Raw genomic sequence first — 18,897 nt, forward strand, 5'->3', positions numbered from 1 at the left:
GCGCTCAGCTGCGCGCTTGGGCCGCCAGAAGCAGTTAAATAAGTTCGAAATAGCGACGGCGCTCCCAGTTGGTTACTGCACGTTCAAATTCGCTGACCTCCCAGCGTCGTGTCGCCGCAAAGTGCTCCACGAATTCGCTGCCGAAGTACTCGCGTGCCACCTCGCTCTGCTCAAAGAGGTCGGTCGCTGTCGTCAGATTGCGCGCCAGCGAGTGGATAGGAGCGCTTTCCGCGGCGCGGGCGATCGTCGCCGGATCGTAGGCATTTCCTCGTAGAGCCGGCCCCAGCTCCAGCTTACGCTCAATACCGTAGAGACCACCGGCCAACATAGCGGCAAAGACCAGGTAGAAATTGGCATCGGCGCCCGGCACGCGGTTCTCAATGCGAATGGCTCGCGGACCATTGTTGATGACACGCACGGCACAGGTACGATTATCCCAGCCCCAGGTGGTATTGAGCGGCGTCCAGGTGCCAACGACATAACGCTTGTAAGAATTGATCGTCGGGGCATAGAGCGCCATCAGACCCGGCATGGACTCCAGCACGCCGGCCAGGAAATGGCGCATGGTCGCCGACATATGACCCTCCGCCTCTTCGTCCCAGAACAAATTGCGCTCCATATCCAGGTCCCAGAGGCTCATATGCGAGTGGCCGCTGCTGCCGTCCTCCTGGTCATGCCATTTCGCCATGAAGGTCGCAGCATAGCCCATCTGATAGCAGATCTCCTTGATCCCCGTTTTAAAGAGCATAGTGTAATCGGCAGCAACCAAAGCGGGTTGATAGCGCAGGTTCATCTCGTACATGCCGGGGCCATGCTCGCGATTGTAGCCCTCCAGGGCGATGCCGTAATCGCGCATCATACGGGCGATACGACCCAGCAAATGATCATCGGCACTGGCCTGGCTGATAGCATAGCAGTTCATGCCCGGGTTGAGCGGCGTTAGATTCGGCCCGAAATCCTTCTCGCGCAGGGAGACCTGACTCTCGCGGAAGAGGCGAAACTCCAGCTCGGCAGCCGCTGCCACGTTGTAGCCAAGCGAGCGCGCACGCTCAACGAGCTGGTTGAGCAGGTAGCGCGGCGAGAGCTTCACCGGCTCACCTGCCTCGGTCCAGAGATCACAGATACAAGAAGCGACATGCTCTTCCCAGGGGACCAGCGCAAAAGTCGAGAGATCAGGGCGCATGACCAGGTCGGCGAAGCCGCGCTCCCAGTTGCTAAATCTGAGATTAGGCAGGACATTTTCGGCAATATCCCAGCCAAAGAGCACATCGCATTGTGCAAAGCCATCGTTGAGCGCATGTAAGAAATAGGTGGCATCGACGCGCTTGCCGCGGTAGACCCCTTCCATATCGGGAGTTCCGATTTTGACGTACTCCAGTTTGCCATCGCGTACAAGCTGCTCAATCTGAGCGAGTTCCATTCGATCTCCGTCCTTTCTTCAGCAACTGAGGGCTGGCGCCTCGTTGACTCTCTTCAGGGAGCCAGACAGACGGCTGAGGTATCGAGGCATTGGTTGCAGAGTAGCATGCCTGGCCTGGACCGTCAAGGGCCGAAAGAGCGGGCGGCTGCCTCGCTTTCCTATGACGTCCCCCTCTTTTCCTCTTGAACAGGTATGCTAGACTAGAACCGGTGTTGCTGAACTACGATAGAACGGAGAGATACATTTCGATGCAACGCACGCCGCTTAACGACGACGAGCAGCGCGCTTATCCGCCTGCCTCTTCTCCGCAGCAGGCTCCCCAGTACGCCAGACAACGGGCCCAGAGATCGCGTCGGCTGCCACCTCTCGATGACTCTGAGCCATCATCGACGATCAGCACCCCACCCTGGACACGTGTCTCTATCCCGAAACGCCGGGCCTCGCTGCGGGCCAGCCGGGGCTCCGGCCAGGCAGGCTCTGCCGCTCCGGGACCAAGCAGCGCTTTCCGCTCAGGTCCTAGCCTTGAGAGGCAACAAGGCCCCGAGACACGCCCCGCATGGCAACCGACCCAGAGCACAAGCCGAAGCCGCCGCAGCGTCTCTGACTGGCCAACTTCCGACGACGACGTGTCGACAGCTTCCAGCCAGCAGCGCCGTCCTCCATCTTCTATAGCCAGTACTGGCAGAATGCGCGCGGTCTCTCCCCCCCCACAGCCTGCTCGTTCGGCTGCCCCTCCCCCTCCAGGTTTGCTTCGCCGTTTGCACGATTTGAGCCATAACAAGACCCTGCTTTTGCTATGTGCCGCTCTGCTGGTAGTACTTGTTTCCCTTATTCCGCTACTCGTAAGCTGGTTAGGGACGCCCAGACCTATGGGTCTCAGTGTGCAACCGAACACAGCCACAGCGGCAGCCACACCGCTTAACCAGGCCCCCGTTAATCCGCACCAGCTGGTGATCATTCCCAGCGATACCGATCATCCACCTCCACCTGTGCTAGCAACAGCCGCTTATCTCATGGACATGGACACCGGGGCGACGCTCTACGCCTACAACCCCTTCATGCACCTGCCGATGCTCAGCACAACCAAGCTGATGACAGCCCTGCTGGCCGTGGAACATGGGAATCTCAATCAGCAGGTGACGATCACGAGCGCCCTCGATCGTGATATTCAACAGCATATCTCCCCGGACAGCAGCCTCTTCGGGCTGAAGAAAGGCGAGACCTATACGCTGCGAGACTTGCTCTATGGACTTCTCCTGCCTTCCGGCAACGACGCCGCAGTGGCGATCGCTGATGCGGTGGGTGGCTCCTATCAACACTTCGTGGACATGATGAATCAGCGCGCTCGCGAACTGGGCATGTACGACACTCACTATATGAACCCCAGCGGCCTGCTCGCCACCGGCCATTACTCTAGCGCCCACGACCTGGCGGTGCTCGGTCGCTACACCATGAGCAACCCAATCCTCCACCAGATCGCGAACACACGCATCTACCATATTCCCAAGACATCCCAGCATGCCGAGCACTACCTGGTCAATGGGAACCAGTTTCTCTGGTGGTACCCTGGCGCTGACGGCGGTAAGCCCGGCTGGGACGGGAACACAGACTTTGTACAGGTGGTTTCTTGCACACGCAATAACCGCCACCTGATTGGCGTAACGATGAACACGAAAGACTGGTGGACGGATATGCGCGATTTGATGAACTGGGGCTTTGACAATTTCCAGTGGATCTCACCTTACGATGTCGATCTGCAGCACCCCATTCCCTATGACTATGACTGGGGCTACTTTGTTCGTGATAAAAAGACCAACACGCTGCCAACGGCTAATCACGGTCGCTACTACATCTATACAGGCTACAGCGTCTCACCTCCTATTTTAAACTTTTTCGATAAGAACGGCGGCCTGGATCAATTTGGCTTTCCAACCAGCATGCCCAACTACAATCAAGGGAATCTGGTAAGTCAACGTTTCCAGAAAGCTACCATCCAGTGCGATCTGGCCGGTAAGCAGTGTAAACGTCTCTAGCCCAGCCAGTCGCCACACCCGCCATCGGCGAAGCCCCTGGCTGAGACCCGGCCTTCCCAAAGGGAAGTGGGGGCTGACCAGCACAGCTGCTGGCCGGGGCCAGCTTGCTTTTGTGCTTGCTTGGTCGCTATGCCACGCGCCCAGGAGAGCAACACTGGCATCCGCTGCCAGACCTGGGTCCAGAGCGGGTGCTAACGGGGCTGCAGCACGATGGCAATCGGCACTGGCGTTAGGGAATCCACACCGAAGCGCTGGCCACCGGCATTCAGGTACATCCCCGTCGAGGAGCCGCCGTCAAGGTTGAGAGCGACATCAATATTCAGGTCAGAGGCCAGCAGTAAATCGTCGAACTCATCCAGCGAAAAGGCCGCATCAGGACTGATGATGAAGAGAAGGCGTCCCTCCTTATCAAAAGCCACCACCGTACGCCGGTTGCTCGAAGCGTCGGCGTCAAACTGGGTGCGCTTGCCTCCGGGCAGGACAAGCATGGGGGAAGATTGCGTGGCCTGCTGGAGTTGCTCTCCGGGACTGTATGGGTACTGGCTCAAAGAGCGCAGATGGATGGCCCCCTGGCTATCGACGTAGAGCATACCGCCGAAACCACTGTAGGAGCTGCCGTAGACCTGGCCGTCGGAGACGACCAGACCGGTGGCCTCACCCTGATCGTTGAAGTAGCCGCCATTGATTACTGCCAGCGCCCCTTTCTCCTGTTTGAGCCAGTCACTAATGAAGTGCGGCGTAGAGGGGCTGTAGAGCACCCGCAAAGCGATGCGCCGCGGATCGAAGCGGGTGATCATGATGGTGTCCTCGTTGCCACTTGGCCCCTTCCAATGCTCATAACGTAGCTCCACACCCGTAGCGAGCATCAGCCAGCGATCCAATGGGCGGCTGGTGCCATCAGTGGAAGTAATCACCGTCGGGGAAGGCGTGCCTGATCCGGTAATGCTGATGTTGATCGGCTCCTGACAAGCTGTCATGAGCCACGTGCTCAGAAGCAGCAAGCAGAATAAGAGCCAGGAGAATCCTTTTCTGCCTTTTTCTCTCCCTCTCATCCAGGGCATGACAACAGTCCCTTCCTGCCACAATTATAACTTAAGAGCTGATTCTTCCCTCGTGCGTTCAAGCAGATGCAGCGCTCGTCAGGATCGGAGGGCGAGGAAAGACAGCCAGCCGATCGTAACGCCAGCTCCAGACTCGGCCCCTCAAAAAGCCTGGCAGTCGGCCTGCGAGCCCCGACGCGCAGAGAGCTAGAGGGAGCGCGAGGCAGAGCCAGGCGAGAGGCGTTCCCGCCAGGGGGTGGCGTCGATAGCCGAGACCGTCCCTTTGAAGGCCATCGCCAGCTTGAAAGCTGCTGCGTGGGCCTCCTGCTCTGTCGAGTCATCTAGAGGCGGCAGCTCGACCTGTCCATAGCGGCGTGCCAGCGCGCGTGTAATCAGCAGATCGGTGAACCAGGGATTCTTCGGCAGCACAGGCCCATGCAAATACGTCCCAAAGACATTTTTATAGACCGCTCCTTCATAGCCATCCTTGCCATTATTGCCCCAGCCAGCCAAAACCCGCCCCAACGGCTGAGCCCCCGGTCCCAGATAGGTCCGCCCGCTATGATTTTCGTAGCCGACCAGCACCTGCTTGCCGCACTCAGGGAACTCACATTCGATGGCGATATGGGTCATGAAGCGGGTACTGCCGCCTTCGGTATGCAGATCAAGGATACCCACACCTTTCAGCTCAGGGCCTTCGAAGGGTTTGTAGGAGTGCCCAAGCAACTGGTAGCCAGCGCAGACAGCCAGAAAGACTGTATTCGCCTCAGCAGCCTCACGCAGCGAGGGCGCCTTGGCCTGCAGATCGCGCGCCGCCACCTCCATCTCGCGATCGGCACCTCCGTGGAAGAGGATCAGATCATACTGTGTGAAGTCCGGCGTTTGCTTGACAAAAATCTGGTCAATAGCGGTCTTGATGCCGCGCCACTTGCAGCGTTTGACAATCGCGAAGAGATTGCCGCGGTCGGCGGCCACACTCATCAACTGCGGATAGAGGTGCCCAATGCGCAAAACCAGGCGCGTATCTTTTCCCTGCTCGTTTGTCATGCCTGCTTACTCCTCCCAATAGGGCTTGACCCAGCCACGCTTCTGCATAATGCGACGCAGCTCCTGTGTAGGTGTATAGCTGGCCATGATATAGAGTGTGCCGCCAGGACCAGCGTTCTGCAAGGCCGCATTGAGCGCTGCCTCACGTTCATGGATGACACGTACGCGATCGAGCGGCACCTCAGCATATTTCAGGCGCATCGCCAGCTCCTCGGCCTTGGTTCCACTGCAGATGACATCGGCCACTTGAGGCGAGATCTCTTCCAGATCGACGTCCCACAACCAGGCAAAGTCTTCGCCGTCGACGACTGTGTTGCTGGCAACCAGCAGCAGATGTTTCTCGCCCGGATGCTGGGCGATGAGACGCAGCACCAGATTGAAGGAGGTGGGATTTTTCACGAAGGCCAGATAGATGGTCTGATCACCAGCCTGGATCTTCTCCAGGCGCCCGAAGGCGGTACGGATATTGCTGAGCGCTGCCGGGACCTTCTCAATGCCAAAGCCTGCAGCGATCGAGGCGGCGATGGCAGCAGCAGCATTGTAGACGTTGTGTACGCCGGGCAGCGGCAGCGTCAGCTCTAACTGACCGAGCGGTGTCTGCATCGTCACCTGAGTGGGGCCATCGCCCCGTGGGTCCAACTGGATCGAGGTCGCAGCCACATCCAGCGGCGGCAACTCATAGCCGCAGTTGGGACAGCGATAGAGTCCGAGATGGGAAAGATAGGCCACCTCATAGACCAGATCTTCATTGCAGCGAATGCAGCGAATGACGTCAGCGGCGTGCTCGGGCACAGGGCGACCGATATCGGTGGTGCGCAGGCCAAAATAGAGCTTTTTGGCACGCGCCTGTTGGCCAAAGCTGGCCACCTGGGGATCATTACCGTTCAGCACAATCGTGGCTGTCTCTGGCAGACGCTCCAGGAGCTTGTCGAGCGCCTTGGCCACTGAATATAGCTCGCCATAGCGGTCTAGCTGGTCGCGGAAGATATTGGTAACGACAACCACATCAGGCTGAATCTCGGGCATGGCCACCGGCATCGTGCCCTCGTCGATCTCAAAGAGCAAGAGATCGCTATCAAGCCGCCCGAAAACGTCCGCGTAGTTGACGACGACAGAGGTCACGCCCTGCAGCAAGTTCGAGCCGGTGCGATTATGAGAAACGCGCCGACCGCTGGCATCGGCGATGGCGGCGGTCATGCGCGCGGTAGTAGTTTTGCCATTGCTGCCGGTAATGACGATTTTACTGGCGGTCGTGGCCGCCATGACAGAGCGGAGCACGTTGGGATCGATGCGCCGTGCAATCATGCCCGGCAGGCTTGTGCCGCCGCCGATACGAAAGAGGCGGCCCGAGGCCCCCGCCAGCTTGCCAGCGGAGATCGCCAGGGCCAGGCGCGCACGGCTCGGCCATGAGATTCCCCCGCCACCATGTTTCGAGTAGTCTGCCATACGAAAAGAGCCTCCCAGCACTCAAGGCGGATAGTTCATCGTGAGCAGTATAACAAAGGAGGCTCAGGCGGGCAAGTCAGATAGGTCTTCTTGCTAGCTTTCTTCCATCCGGCCTGGTCGGCTGCCTTCAGAGAAAGAGCTGAGAGAGCCAGGCTGCTCCCGTCGGACCCACCGGCACCGGACGCCCGGCTTCAGCGTCCTTGCCTGGACGAAGGCAGCGAGGGACAGCCCCAAGCAGAGCTATCTGAGACTGCTCCGGAGACTGCCCCTTGGCCAGGATCGATTGCCCGAGACAGCACCTCATGGCCTGGGTGAGAACAGTCTCACCCAGATCCCCATGCTCAATATGAGCGCGCAAAGACGGCCTCGCAGGTTGCCGGCTTTCCCGTGTAGAAGCAACGTCCCTGAACCCCACCTTCGGGCTGATCAAAGGGGATCACACGCAGCGTGGCTTTCGTCTCCTCCTTGATCGCCAGCTCAGCCTCGCTATCTTCTGCCCACTTCACACGCACAAAGCCGCGTTTCTCGCTCATAATTTCCTTAAACTCGTCGTACGTCTCAGCGTAGTAGGTATGCTCCTCGCGGAAGGCCAGGGCCCGCTGGAAGAGAGCCTGTTGCACCTCCGCTAGCAGCTCGGGCAGGCGCGTCTCCAGGGCATCGATCGCCACGGCCTCCTTCGCGCGGTTATCGCGGCGCACCAGGACCACACTATTGTTCTGCACATCGCGCGGCCCAATCTCAATACGCACCGGCACTCCACGCAGCTCCCATTCGTTAAATTTCCAGCCTGGTGTATTGTCGCTCAAATCAACCTTCAGCCGCACCTTGCCTTTCAGCATGCGCTCGATACGCCCGATGGCCTCCATGATCGCCCCCTGATCGGCATCCTTGCGCCAGATCGGCACAACCACGGCCTGATAGGGAGCGACATGCGGAGGCAGAATCAAACCCGACTCATCGCCGTGAACCATGATGATAGCGCCAATGATGCGCGTGCTCAGGCCCCAGCTTGTGGTCGCGCAATACTTGCGCTGGCCATCAGCATCCAGATACTGGATATCGAAGCTCTGCGCAAAGTTATGGCCTAGATTATGGCTGGTGGCCGACTGCAGCGCTTTGCCATCGCGCATCATCGCCTCCAGGGAATAGGTGCGCAAGGCTCCGGCAAACTTCTCATTCTCGCTCTTGCGCCCGTGAAGCACAGGGATCGCCAGATCCTCTTGCACAAACGAGCGGTAGACTTCCAGCATCAGGCGCGTGCGCTCTTCAGCCTCCTCCAGCGTTCGATGGGCGGTATGACCCTCCTGCCAGAGGAACTCGGCGGTGCGCAGGAAGAGCACCGTGCGCTTCTCCCAGCGCATCACATTGTTCCAGAGATTAATCAAGAGCGGCAGATCGCGATAGCTCTGAATCCACCTGGCAAAGCTGTAGCCAATGATCGTCTCGCTGGTGGGGCGAATAGCCAGGGGCTCCTCCAGCTCTTCGCCGCCTCCGCGCGTCACCCAGGCCACTTCTGGGGCAAAGCCCTCCACATGCTTCGCTTCCCGCTCCAGAAAGCTGCGCGGGATGAGCAGGGGAAAGTAGGCATTCATCACCCCTGTTTCCTTAAAGCGGGCATCGAGCAGGCGCTGAATATGCTCCCAGATGGCATAGCCATAGGGGCGGATAATCATGCAGCCGCGCACCGGCGCATAATCGGCCAGCTCAGCTTTACGGACGACCTGGTTATACCAGCGTGAAAAATCGTCACTCTGATCGACAAGTTCCTCGACGTACTTCTCCTTTGCTCCTTCGGCCATAGTGAAGAACACCCTTTCTCTCGCAGAGAGCAGACAGCAGACGGATAGGAAGAGAAACAGCCCAATAAAAAAACTCGCCCTTCGAGAAGGACGAGCACCGAGACCCGTGGTACCACCTTACTTGAGCGGCCTCTTGCGAGACAGCCCCACTCGTACGACCAGGCAGCCAGCTATCTTCCTTCCAGCAGCAACTCGTCTCACCCAAGCCCCGGCCCCAGCGACAACCTCCTCTCTTGCAAGCAGGCCAGTAGCCAGCCAGCACCTTGCCCTAGCAGGCAAATCCCAATCGTCTCCTCCGTTAACGGGGAGGGCACCGGTCGACTCTTCGCCGACGCTCTCAGGTGGGTTCAGCGCGGTCCCATTCACCGGCTTGCACCGTCCCGGCTCGCTATCGAACGGTCGCCACGCCTACTAGTCCTGATCACCGCACTCCACTATGCTATCTTTGGGTTAATCGCAGCTGCGCTTTGCTCTGGCGCTCAGGATACACCTTTTGCTGTGGGCTGTCAAGCAGGTGAGGCGGAAGAGGAAGAGACGAGAGAAGATCTGCCTCGCCTCCTCAAAACATGCGTCCCCCAAGAGGTACCTCTCTGGTGGGGGTCAGCAAGATGACTTTGCCGTCAGCGTCGGGTACGCCCAGGGTCAGGACCTCAGAGCGAAAGGGGCCGATCTGTTTGGGCGGGAAATTGACCACGGCTACGACTTGCATGCCTAATAGCTCTTCCTTCGCATAGTTGGTGATCTGAGCGGAGGAGCGTTTGAGGCCGATCTCAGGACCGAAGTCGATGGTCAGCTTATAGGCGGGCTTGCGCGCTTGAGGAAAATCTTCGACGGCCACGATTTTGCCCACCCGAATATCGACTTTTTCAAAGTCTTCATAGCTGATGCTTGCCATAACAACGATACGATCCTCCTTCCTTGTTAGTGCCCCGTTCGTCGCATCCCCTTTACCATCCTGGCGTGGCGCCTATTATAGCACAAGGTCTCACTACCTGGCAGGGGTTCCGAGCAGCGTTCGTGCTGAGCGGCCTCCCAAGCAAGCAAGAAAAAACACCCGGATCGCCGATCCTTCGCGCGATCCGGGTGCCTCCGGATGGTATGGTCCAAGCAGAATGGGTACGCCAGAACACACAACTGTCGATCAGCTCAGGCCGCTGCTCTCACCTCCCGCCCTGGTTGGATTCTCATGACAGAGATCATGTGCGTGCAAATTGTGTGCCAATCCGCCGGCTAGAGAAGCCGCATCGCAACTGCTTCGTTGTGCAGGGCCTCTATCGTTACGTCAAGATCATACGCCGAGAACTTCAAGAAAGTATGGGGAAGTTGTCAGATTTCTATCAAAAAATTGTAGGGGAGATGGGAAGCAACCAGGCGAATAGGAACAGAGGGGCGCTCAGGAGGGCCCCCCTTGCTCGGGCATCTTTCGGCTTTGTGCCTGCTGGCGCTCTTACGAGAGCGAGCACGAGCATAGTGGCACGATGAAAAAGAGCTGGTCTGAGCGCGCAAAAAAGGTGCGGCGCCCCATGCCAATGACGATCGGCGAGGGCGCCGCGGCAAATGGCGCAAGGACCGCCGCAATCTGGCTGGCTTTGAGGACGCCTTGCGCCATTGGGGCGCCGCGTGGCTCATCCTGCTCCTGATCCTGACCATCTCGCGGTGTGCTTCCTTCGAGACAGGGCGCGGACGCCTCCAGGATAAGGCTCAGATCGCCCTCCTCTGCGGTTGCCATGCAGAGCGCTTCCTCCTCGTCTAACTGGCGCAGACGCTCTGTTTCCTCCGTGGTAATGGTCCTGAACCGCACGGTGTGGCGGAAGAAACAGACGTCGACAGGGGCGTAGTCGAAGCGGCTGGCCAGCGCGTCAAAGCCAGCGGCCAGGAAATCCGGTGTGTTGATCTGCGCCTCAGCAATTGGAGGAGCCAGCACGTCTTGCATGGCAGCCTCAACGTGCAGCGTCCCAGCGGGGGCGTCCTGGATCTGGGTCAGGGTCGGGATCAGGCGAGCAGACGTGAGCACGTAACTGTGAGCTTCCTCGCCCCGGCCTCGGATGTCTCTGCCAGCAACCAGGATGCGTACCTCCTGTTCCTGCTCCTCCTCTTCCTGCAATCGCACAACGATCATGTCCATGAAGAACGGTGCCAGCTCAGGGGGATAGGCAAACGCAAGCAGCGGGGGAGCTTGAGGCTTGTCGCCAGCACCAGCATGAGGCACCTGGGCAGGAACTGCGCCAGAGGCGTCACGCCCTGTCCCAGAGGCGACAAATAGCAGCATCTCGCTCGTGCTCGCTTCGCTCGGCTGAGGTGGCACAACAGCAGCAAGGCCATGCCCCGGCCAGTAGAGCCACTCCCGTGGCGGTTCAAAAAGCTGCCAGGGAAGATAGCCCGCCTCGATGGTCTCTGCACGGGCGCGGCATTCGGCTGCTTCCTGCAAGGCGGCAAGCAACGGGGATGGAGCCACCAGGAGCGGGGCCTGGCCTTGCAGCAAGAGGAGGCCGTCTTTCCACTCGGCGAGGAGCGTTGTCCCTGCTCTCTCTTTGCCGCTCGTCTTCGCCTTGTAGGCCAGGACGCGCCCCTCTAGGGTCTGTGGGCACTCTGTGCACGCCAGCCAGGCGGGCAGATCCGTGACTGCATAGACGATGTCCGTCTCGTTTTGGGAGACGCCCCAGTAGATCTTTCCGCCTCCAATGTGCAGGCGCAGGTGTGCCTGACCCCATTCCGGTTGTTCCAGGTGCTCCAGCAGCGCTTGAGGGAGCCTGAGCAGGCCCTCTGGCGGCGGCACAAATGGCAACAGCGGCGTACTCATCTGTTTCCTCCTTCGCAACGTACTCAATCAGGCTTTACACTGTCAGCACATGTCATGGCATCTATATAACCAGCTTCATACTTTATAGACATGAACAGCAGCATAGCACAGAGTAGTGTCACAAAAACACCATATACACAAGAAATAATCAGATACGTCTCTACCATACTCTCCCTCTACTTCCTTTGCTTACAGCACTTCCATACGCCACAGGGGCTGCGCCAGAGGCGACAGCTCGGAACCAGACGAATGCACTGTGTGACAACGCTTCTGCTTGCTCTATACAATCATACTATACAATAGTATACACCTTAAAATATATAGCAATCAATACCGTGAAGTGTATTGGTGAAATATTGGCTAGCGTTCAATGCCATCATCCCTTACCCTATTCTGGGAGACAACGAAAACAGGGAGCGACACGTGTATCGACTACGGGTGAGGGAAGTGCTGCAAGAAAAGGGCCGGACGCAGTCCTGGCTGGCGAGAAAGTCCGGGGTGCAAGACCAATTGATCAGCAAGATGATCAAGGAGCCAGACAGCTACAGACCGTCCTACACGACCCTGGCTCAGGTTGCCAAGGCGTTGCGTGTCCCAATGGAGGCACTGTTTGAAGAACTCCCCGACCCAGAGGATGAACCAGATGACGTGAAGCGCTGAGAAGGAAACACGCAGTGCTCAGCATAAGCCAGGTTCTGCCTCGAAGAGGCCACGAAGTGAGGGGCCAGGCAAAGCACTGAGGGAGAGCCGTAGCGCGTGATAAAACGCTGTAGAGGATGAAACTGCGCATTTTTCCATGCTTAGTATTCTCGCGTGAGGAGTCCACTCCCCACACACCACCATGAGAAGGCCACACCTGTAACACACACGCCTCCCCATTTGTTTGGTCGCACCTCGTACCTTCAGCACTTCCGTCAAAACTTGTCTCGACAGCAATGAAGGCGGCGGTGCGGATCGGCGAGACGCGGTGCAACCTTTCTCCAAGGGCGGCTGCAAGCATTGGCCTGCGGCAAGTCGTTCCTCTCCTTTTTTCTCATTTCTAGCTATACCTCGATGGGGCTTGCATCGTGTCTGTATGGTGAAGACTTGCCCGCGTGCTGTCAGGCTGTAGCTGGCTAGCTTGCAGGGGGAGACGGCTGTATGCCATAATGAAGAGGTTCTTTTCCGATCGAGCAAGCGCTAGAGAAAGGCAAGGAGAGGGACGGAACTCCGTTCTCCCGACACCAGCGGAGGCAACAGCAAGCCATCCGCTCACAAGGCAACAGCTGGCACAGCGGCAGCGTGTCATGCTCTGTCACTGTCCACAAACGCAGACCGTGGGTGAAGAGAGAGCTGCGCAGAGGGATCAGTCAGAGAGAGCAGCAAGCATTGCTCTAGCGAAGGAGTGTCGCATGGCCAGAATTGCGTTTCATGAGGTCAGCAAGTACTACCGCGGTGCCAGCAAGCCCGCCGTCGATCATGTCAGCTTCGAGGTCGCCGAAAGCTCGATCTGCATGCTGCTGGGCACCTCCGGCTCAGGGAAAACAACCCTGCTGCGCATGGTTAATCGCCTGATCGAGCCAAGCAGCGGTACGATTACCATCGATGGCCACTCTATTCTGGAGGAAAACCCTATTCAGCTGCGCCGGCGCATTGGCTATGTCATTCAGCAGGTCGGCCTCTTCCCCCACATGACCATTGCCGAGAATGTGCGCCTGACTGCCGAAATCGCTGGTTGGTCTAAGGCCCGCATGGAGAGGCGTGTCGATGAGTTGCTGACCCTGGTGGGCCTGGACCCCGCAGAATATCGCCGGCGCTACCCCCGTCAGCTCTCTGGCGGCCAGCAGCAACGCGTCGGTCTGGCTCGCGCCCTGGCCGCAGACCCGGCCATCCTCCTGATGGATGAGCCGTTCGGTGCGCTCGATGCCATTACACGCGTCCATCTACAGGACGAGCTACAGCGCATCCAGCGCGAGATGCGCAAGACGATCCTGTTCGTCACCCATGATGTGGAGGAGGCCTTCCGCCTGGGGGACCAGATCGCGATTCTTTCCGAGGGCCGCCTTGTTCAGATCGGCACCCCGGTCGATCTGCTGCTGAAGCCTGCTAACGAGTTTGTGAGCCGCCTTATCGGGTCCGACAATATTCAGCGTCAGCTTCAGTACTTGCCCGTGAGAAGCGCGATGCTGACAGGGACAGAGGCAGCCGGCGGGTATGAGAACCAGCCACGTTGCTCTTCAGAGGCAACGCTGCTAGAGGCCCTGATGAGCCTGATCGCCTCTGGCGCTCACTCTCTGATTGTCTACGATGAGCAGAGCCAGGCCCCCATCGGCACGATTACCCTGAGCGCTATTAATCAGGCGATCACTACCGCCCGGCATGCAGAGGCAGAAAAGGCGACGGCCAGCCCAACCCACTAAAGGCCCGGCAGAGCTGGGCACGGGGCGCTGAGCTGCTCCAGCGAGGATGGCAAGACCATCTGCTGCCAGTAGTTGTTTTGCTGCCTCTTGGTCTCTGGACCGTTTTTCCTTGACGGGGTTCTTTATGCGTTACTTAACAAGTCCTTCAAGTTATGACCTTTCCGATCCAAGCAGTATCCCTAACCTTCTTCTACAGCACTTCACGATTGTAGCGATTAGCATGCTGATCGCTCTGGCTATTGCCTTTCCGCTTGCGCTCCTGATTGTGCGCTACCGCCGCCTGCGTCTTCCCGTCATTACTTTGATGGGCTTGCTCTACACAATCCCCGGGTTGGCCCTGATCGGTATTCTGGTCACGGTCACCGGGCTATCGCTGGCCACGGTGGTCATTCCCCTGGTGCTCTATGCCCAGCTGGTGCTGGTACGCAACATCTCCACGGCCATTAGCAGCATCGATCCGCTGCTGATCGAGGTCGGGCGGGCAATGGGCATGAACCGGCTCCAGATTCTCTGGCGTGTCACACTGCCGCTGGCCATGCCCGTGATTATAGCAGGGATTCGTGTGGCCACTGTCACGACGATTGGCATTGCTTCGCTGGCTTCGTTAGTAGACCAGGGAGGGCTGGGCGACTTGATCTTCAAGAGTATCCCCTTGGGGGACTACGATACGATCCTGGGCGGGGCGATTCTTCTGGCGCTCTTTGCGCTCGTGGCCGATCTCCTGCTGCTCTTGTTACAGCGCGCACTGGAACGGGGACGCAGTCAGTTGGCCCTGGCATCTTAGGCCAGCCCGCTGAAGAAGCCTTGAAAAGAGAGAGATCCCCATGTTGCTCGTCCAATTGTGGCAGTTCATTCTTGATCCAGCCAATGCTTTTTGGGACCATACGGTCGCTTACCTGGAGGTCTGCGCTGTCTCTGTGGTCCTGGCGACTGTGCTCGGCATTGCCATCGGGGTGGCCGTGGTCCGCAGTCCTCTATTGTCATTCCTGGCTGTTAATCTCAGTGGTCTGATGCGCGCTATCCCCATTATTGCTTTCCTGGCTGCCGCTCTCCCCTATCTGGGAGTGGGTTTTAAGCCGACGATCGTCGCTTTGACACTACTGGGGATTCCGCCAATCCTGCTCAATACATATACTGGCATTCGCGGCATCGAGCCGGCGATCATCGATGCTGCGCGCGGGATGGGCCTCAACACGCGGCAGATCCTGCTGCGCATCCAGGTGCCGCTGGTACTGCCCATTGTGGCCGCTGGTGTGCGCACTTCGGCAGTGCAGATCGTGGCAACAGCCACATTAGCGGCTATTATTGGAGCTGGCGGCTATGGCGAGTACATTGTCAATGGCCTTTATGAGTTTCAGACCGTTCAGATTCTGGCAGGGGCCCTGCCGGTAGCCCTGCTGGCACTACTGATTGAGCTGCTGATGGGCTGGCTCCAGCGCGCCCTGACGCCCGCCGGTCTGCGGGTCCAGGAGACAGCGTTGAGTGAAGCTGCGCGGGCTTAAGGATCAAGCTGGGGTGAGAGTCTGGTCAGTTGTTTCTGCCTTTCGCTCACTGTTCAACTCTTCATTCTTGCTCGATGGCTATACTGAGAGTGGAGTCAGCCTGTCTTATTTGGATTGTATGAGGAGAGAGTCTATGCGCTCTGTTGCCTTGCTAGCGCGCCTGCGCGCGCTGCTCCTGTTGTCTGTAGTGGGGATCAGCCTGATGACCCTGGCCGCCTGTGGTGGCTCTTCCAGCTCGGGTGGCGGGTCCTCTCCTAATAGCCAGATCACGCTGACGGTCGGCGGGAAGCTCGATGTCGAGGCCCAGCTTCTGACAAAGATGTACACCCTCCTGCTGCGTCACGCCGGCTTCAAGGTGATTGAAAAGCCAGCTCTTGGCACCAACGATGTGGTCTTTAATGCCATTATGAGCGGCGCTATCGATCTCTATCCTGAATTTACGGCCACGGGCCTGCAACGTCTGGGCTTGCAGACGACGCACGATCCGCAGAAGGACTACGAGCTGGTGAAGCAGGGCTTTGAGAGCAAGTACAAGATTGTCTGGCTGGATGTGGCCCCGCTCAATGATACCTATGGGATCTGCGCCCCTAAGATGGCCGCCGCCCCTTTGCAGATTACGAAGCTCTCCCAGCTTCCAGCTGCTGTGGCTTCACAGCTGACAGTCGCGGCCCCAACAGATGGTCAGGAGCCGCTACAGACGATGGAGTCGATCTATGGCATCCATTTCAAGAAGGTGATCGTGATGGATGAGGCGCTGACCTTTAACGCCGTGAAGCAGAATCAGGCGCAGCTGAATGTCTGCTATACGACGAGCGCGCTCATCGATCAGAATGGCTTTGTACTGCTGCAAGACGACAAGAACGCTTTCCCGATTTACAATCCGGCCCCCATTGTGCGGGAGGATACCCTGAAGAAGGCGCCAGCTATCGCTACTGCCCTCAATCCCCTGGCTCCAAAGCTAACCACCCAGGTTAGCATCGACCTGCAGCGTCAGGTGACTCAGGCCGTCAATAGCGGTACGCCGCGCTCCCAGGCGATTACGCAGGTGGCAACGAACTGGCTGAAGAGCGTTGGCCTGCTCTAGGAACTCTCTGCGCGCCAGCCTCGGGCACGTATCCAGGCTTTGACTGACAGGGCTGCTGCCTCCTATCTATGGCCAAAGGCAGGGCAGCAGCCCTGCTTTGCCTGGCTGCGGTTGGCCACCAGCTCCCGCTCGTACCGGGCTTATCCTGTTCTCTCTCCTTGTTCCCCCAGGCGGTGTAGAACCCGTTGAGCAGAGGCAAACAGGGGAGCCATGTGCTATCATGAATGCGACTGAGGCCGCAGCCAGGGCGGCCCTGTTTCTGCTTCCCGATCGTCGTTCTGGGAGAGAGCGATGGCACAGTTGGCCAGAGAGGTCGAGCAGCAAAAGATACGCAAGCCAGCGGCTTTCCCGCTGCCTTCAAGCCGACGTCTTGCTCTGCTCGCTGTACTGTTGCTTCTAGAGTTGCTTCTACAAATACCTTTGCTGATCAATCCTCCCACCACCGATAGCCCAGCCCCTCTGATCAATGCTTTCGTCTGGCACTGGCTGCTGACCTTTCTTCCGTATCTGTTGGCCTGCCTGGTTGTGCTGACTAGCCGGCCACTCTCAGATCGAGCGCGCCTCTTTGAGCTTGGACTGCTCCTAGGCGGGGCCCTACTGCTCCGTCTGATGCTGCTGCCCATCCCCCCAGTGCTTTCGCCAGATGCCTGGCGCTACTTGTGGGACGCGCGCGTGACGCTGTTGGGCTACAGCCCCTACGTCTATGCTCCCGGTGATCCACATTTCATCCACCTGCGCGATTTTGTCTTTGCCAACAGCCGCTATCGCAATGTGCCAACGCTCTATCCGCCCGGTGCCCAGCTCTTCTTTCTGGTCAGCTATCTACTGGCGCCCAGCAATCTAACGGTTTTGAAGGCGATCTTCGTGGGCTGCGACTGGCTGACCTGCGCAGCTCTGGCCTGGCTGCTGTATCGGAGGGGTAAGGACGCAGGACGCTGTGTACTCTATGCCTGGTGTCCGCTGCCAGTGGCGGAGTTCGCCATTCAGGGCCACGTCGATGCGCCAGCGGTGCTTTTGACAATCTTAACTCTGCTGGCAGCTGAATATACCAGCCACCGCGGACGGGCCACGACCGGCTTTCTGCTGGGCATGGCAACACTAGTACGCCTTTATCCAGCCCTGTTGCTGCTCGCCATCGCCCGCCAGCGCGACTGGCTCCTGCTGACAACCTGGGCCGTGACCCTGGTCACTGGTTACCTGCCATACCTGATTTTGGGGCACGGCCAGTTGCTCAGTCCCTTTGAGAGCTATGCCGGCAGCTATACCCCGAACGCAGGCTTACCTCAGCAACTGAGCCACTGGCTGGCCCTGCATACCTCTCTGAATCCGGTCTTGCTGCATTGGCTGGAGGAGGCCGTGATCGGGGCAATCATGGGAGGTTCGGCGCTGGCAGTGCTCTGGCTGCGCCGGCGACGTCACCTTTCAGGAGAGGCCGCTGCTCTGTTCCTGATCAGCGCCTTGTTTGCCGTGTCAGCCCATATTTTCCCCTGGTATACGACCGTGCTGATTCCGCTGGCCGCGCTGCTCCTGACCTGCAGCGAGAGCAAGCAGGGATTGGGAAGGCCAATAGCTTTCTGGGCCTGGTATTTTGCCTGTACGACTCCGCTGGCTTACTTTTTCATGTATGAACGCGACTGGACACTCTACTATGCGCTGGTCTATTGGCCTCCGCTCCTCGGGCTGACACTGGCAACAGCGCTGAGCCTGTATCGTCGCGTCCGTAAGTAGAGGTCGCCTGGTAAGAGGCGCTGCGTCATTGCCGCGCCCCGTTCGATGTCAGAGATGCCTTAGACTTTCGCAGGCAGCTTCCTCTCAGAGCCAGCTACCTGTGAGAATAGGACAGCTTCTTGTTACGACGTTCGCTCATCATAAGGTGGGCGTCGATAGAGATAGGTCTCATGAGCGCTGCGGCCCGAGGGACGCGCATGGTCGATGGGTAGGAACCAGGAGCCGCGCCGCTGCCATTCGGGGCTGTCAGGACCATCGCGGCTATCCGCTCCCCAGAGGAGGGCCGCGATGTCGAGCAACGCGATCAGCAAGATCAGCAGTAAGAGGAGAAGTATGCCAGTCACCAGGTACCTCCTGAATGAGGACAGGCCATGTGCCAACCAACGTACTTGGATCGACGGCGACCGTGCGCAGCGGTAGCTAGCAGCTGCCTTGCTGACCGGGGAGAGATTCGATGAACGACCTGGTCTAGCCACATCCCGCCCGCTCATGTTGCCATCATTGTTCTTCCTTTCCTAGAAACAACCATAGAGGAAAGATGGTTGCGTAACCACAGCCAATCTACAGCTTTTCACAGGAATCAATGCGGGCCAATCGCG

Annotated in this window: 15 protein-coding genes; 7 read left to right on the forward strand and 8 right to left on the reverse strand. The window is 58.5% G+C overall.

Annotated elements, in window-relative coordinates:
• Positions 1 to 34 precede the first annotated feature (34 nt).
• On the reverse strand, positions 35 to 1,420 hold the full coding sequence (locus KTAU_RS04115; RefSeq protein WP_151727151.1) for a glutamine synthetase family protein: 1,386 nt from the start codon (positions 1,418 to 1,420) through the stop codon (positions 35 to 37).
• Positions 1,421 to 2,289: 869 nt separating this feature from the next.
• On the opposite strand from KTAU_RS04115, the gene KTAU_RS04120 reads away from it, so the two are divergent.
• Positions 2,290 to 3,453: a D-alanyl-D-alanine carboxypeptidase family protein gene (locus KTAU_RS04120; protein WP_170293045.1), complete on the forward strand. Its 1,164-nt coding sequence runs from the start codon at positions 2,290 to 2,292 to the stop codon at positions 3,451 to 3,453.
• 191 nt (positions 3,454 to 3,644) lie between these two features.
• Here KTAU_RS04120 and KTAU_RS04125 read toward each other — a convergent pair whose 3' ends face one another.
• The 6 genes from KTAU_RS04125 to KTAU_RS04150 all read right to left on the reverse strand — a co-directional run bounded on the left by KTAU_RS04125 (position 3,645) and on the right by KTAU_RS04150 (position 11,585).
• The gene (locus KTAU_RS04125) at positions 3,645 to 4,430 is read right to left on the reverse strand and encodes a phosphodiester glycosidase family protein (protein WP_170293046.1); all 786 of its coding nucleotides are present in this window, start codon (positions 4,428 to 4,430) and stop codon (positions 3,645 to 3,647) included.
• Positions 4,431 to 4,700: 270 nt separating this feature from the next.
• Positions 4,701 to 5,540: a type 1 glutamine amidotransferase gene (locus KTAU_RS04130; protein ID WP_228026310.1), complete on the reverse strand. Its 840-nt coding sequence runs from the start codon at positions 5,538 to 5,540 to the stop codon at positions 4,701 to 4,703.
• A 6-nt stretch (positions 5,541 to 5,546) separates the two neighbouring features.
• Entirely contained in the window at positions 5,547 to 6,986 is a 1,440-nt protein-coding gene (locus KTAU_RS04135; protein WP_151727154.1) for a MurT ligase domain-containing protein, read from the reverse strand.
• A gap of 341 nt (positions 6,987 to 7,327) precedes the next feature.
• Positions 7,328 to 8,785 carry a proline--tRNA ligase gene (gene proS, locus KTAU_RS04140; RefSeq protein ID WP_151727155.1) on the reverse strand — a complete coding sequence of 486 codons (1,458 nt, stop codon included), beginning with the start codon at positions 8,783 to 8,785 and terminating at the stop codon, positions 7,328 to 7,330.
• Positions 8,786 to 9,344: 559 nt separating this feature from the next.
• Complete coding sequence (locus KTAU_RS04145) at positions 9,345 to 9,680, reverse strand: tRNA-binding protein (RefSeq protein ID WP_151727156.1); 336 nt, start codon at positions 9,678 to 9,680, stop codon at positions 9,345 to 9,347.
• Between the two features lie 552 nt (positions 9,681 to 10,232).
• Complete coding sequence (locus KTAU_RS04150; protein ID WP_151727157.1) at positions 10,233 to 11,585, reverse strand: hypothetical protein; 1,353 nt, start codon at positions 11,583 to 11,585, stop codon at positions 10,233 to 10,235.
• Between the two features lie 348 nt (positions 11,586 to 11,933).
• Between KTAU_RS04150 and KTAU_RS04155 the strand changes: the two genes are divergently transcribed.
• From KTAU_RS04155 to KTAU_RS04180, 6 genes are all read left to right on the forward strand, one after another.
• The gene (locus tag KTAU_RS04155; protein ID WP_228026311.1) at positions 11,934 to 12,245 is read left to right on the forward strand and encodes a helix-turn-helix domain-containing protein; all 312 of its coding nucleotides are present in this window, start codon (positions 11,934 to 11,936) and stop codon (positions 12,243 to 12,245) included.
• A gap of 731 nt (positions 12,246 to 12,976) precedes the next feature.
• Entirely contained in the window at positions 12,977 to 13,984 is a 1,008-nt protein-coding gene (locus KTAU_RS04160; protein WP_151727159.1) for an ABC transporter ATP-binding protein, read from the forward strand.
• Positions 13,985 to 14,108: 124 nt separating this feature from the next.
• The gene (locus KTAU_RS04165) at positions 14,109 to 14,768 is read left to right on the forward strand and encodes an ABC transporter permease (protein ID WP_151727160.1); all 660 of its coding nucleotides are present in this window, start codon (positions 14,109 to 14,111) and stop codon (positions 14,766 to 14,768) included.
• Between the two features lie 40 nt (positions 14,769 to 14,808).
• Complete coding sequence (locus KTAU_RS04170) at positions 14,809 to 15,486, forward strand: ABC transporter permease (protein WP_151727161.1); 678 nt, start codon at positions 14,809 to 14,811, stop codon at positions 15,484 to 15,486.
• A 133-nt stretch (positions 15,487 to 15,619) separates the two neighbouring features.
• The gene (locus KTAU_RS04175; RefSeq protein ID WP_151727162.1) at positions 15,620 to 16,570 is read left to right on the forward strand and encodes a glycine betaine ABC transporter substrate-binding protein; all 951 of its coding nucleotides are present in this window, start codon (positions 15,620 to 15,622) and stop codon (positions 16,568 to 16,570) included.
• A 291-nt stretch (positions 16,571 to 16,861) separates the two neighbouring features.
• The gene (locus KTAU_RS04180; RefSeq protein ID WP_151727163.1) at positions 16,862 to 18,298 is read left to right on the forward strand and encodes a glycosyltransferase family 87 protein; all 1,437 of its coding nucleotides are present in this window, start codon (positions 16,862 to 16,864) and stop codon (positions 18,296 to 18,298) included.
• Between the two features lie 122 nt (positions 18,299 to 18,420).
• Here KTAU_RS04180 and KTAU_RS04185 read toward each other — a convergent pair whose 3' ends face one another.
• Entirely contained in the window at positions 18,421 to 18,642 is a 222-nt protein-coding gene (locus KTAU_RS04185) for a hypothetical protein (RefSeq protein WP_151727164.1), read from the reverse strand.
• Positions 18,643 to 18,897 lie beyond the last annotated feature (255 nt).

The organism is Thermogemmatispora aurantia (assembly GCF_008974285.1).
Taxonomy (GTDB): Bacteria; Chloroflexota; Ktedonobacteria; order Ktedonobacterales; family Ktedonobacteraceae; genus Thermogemmatispora; species Thermogemmatispora aurantia.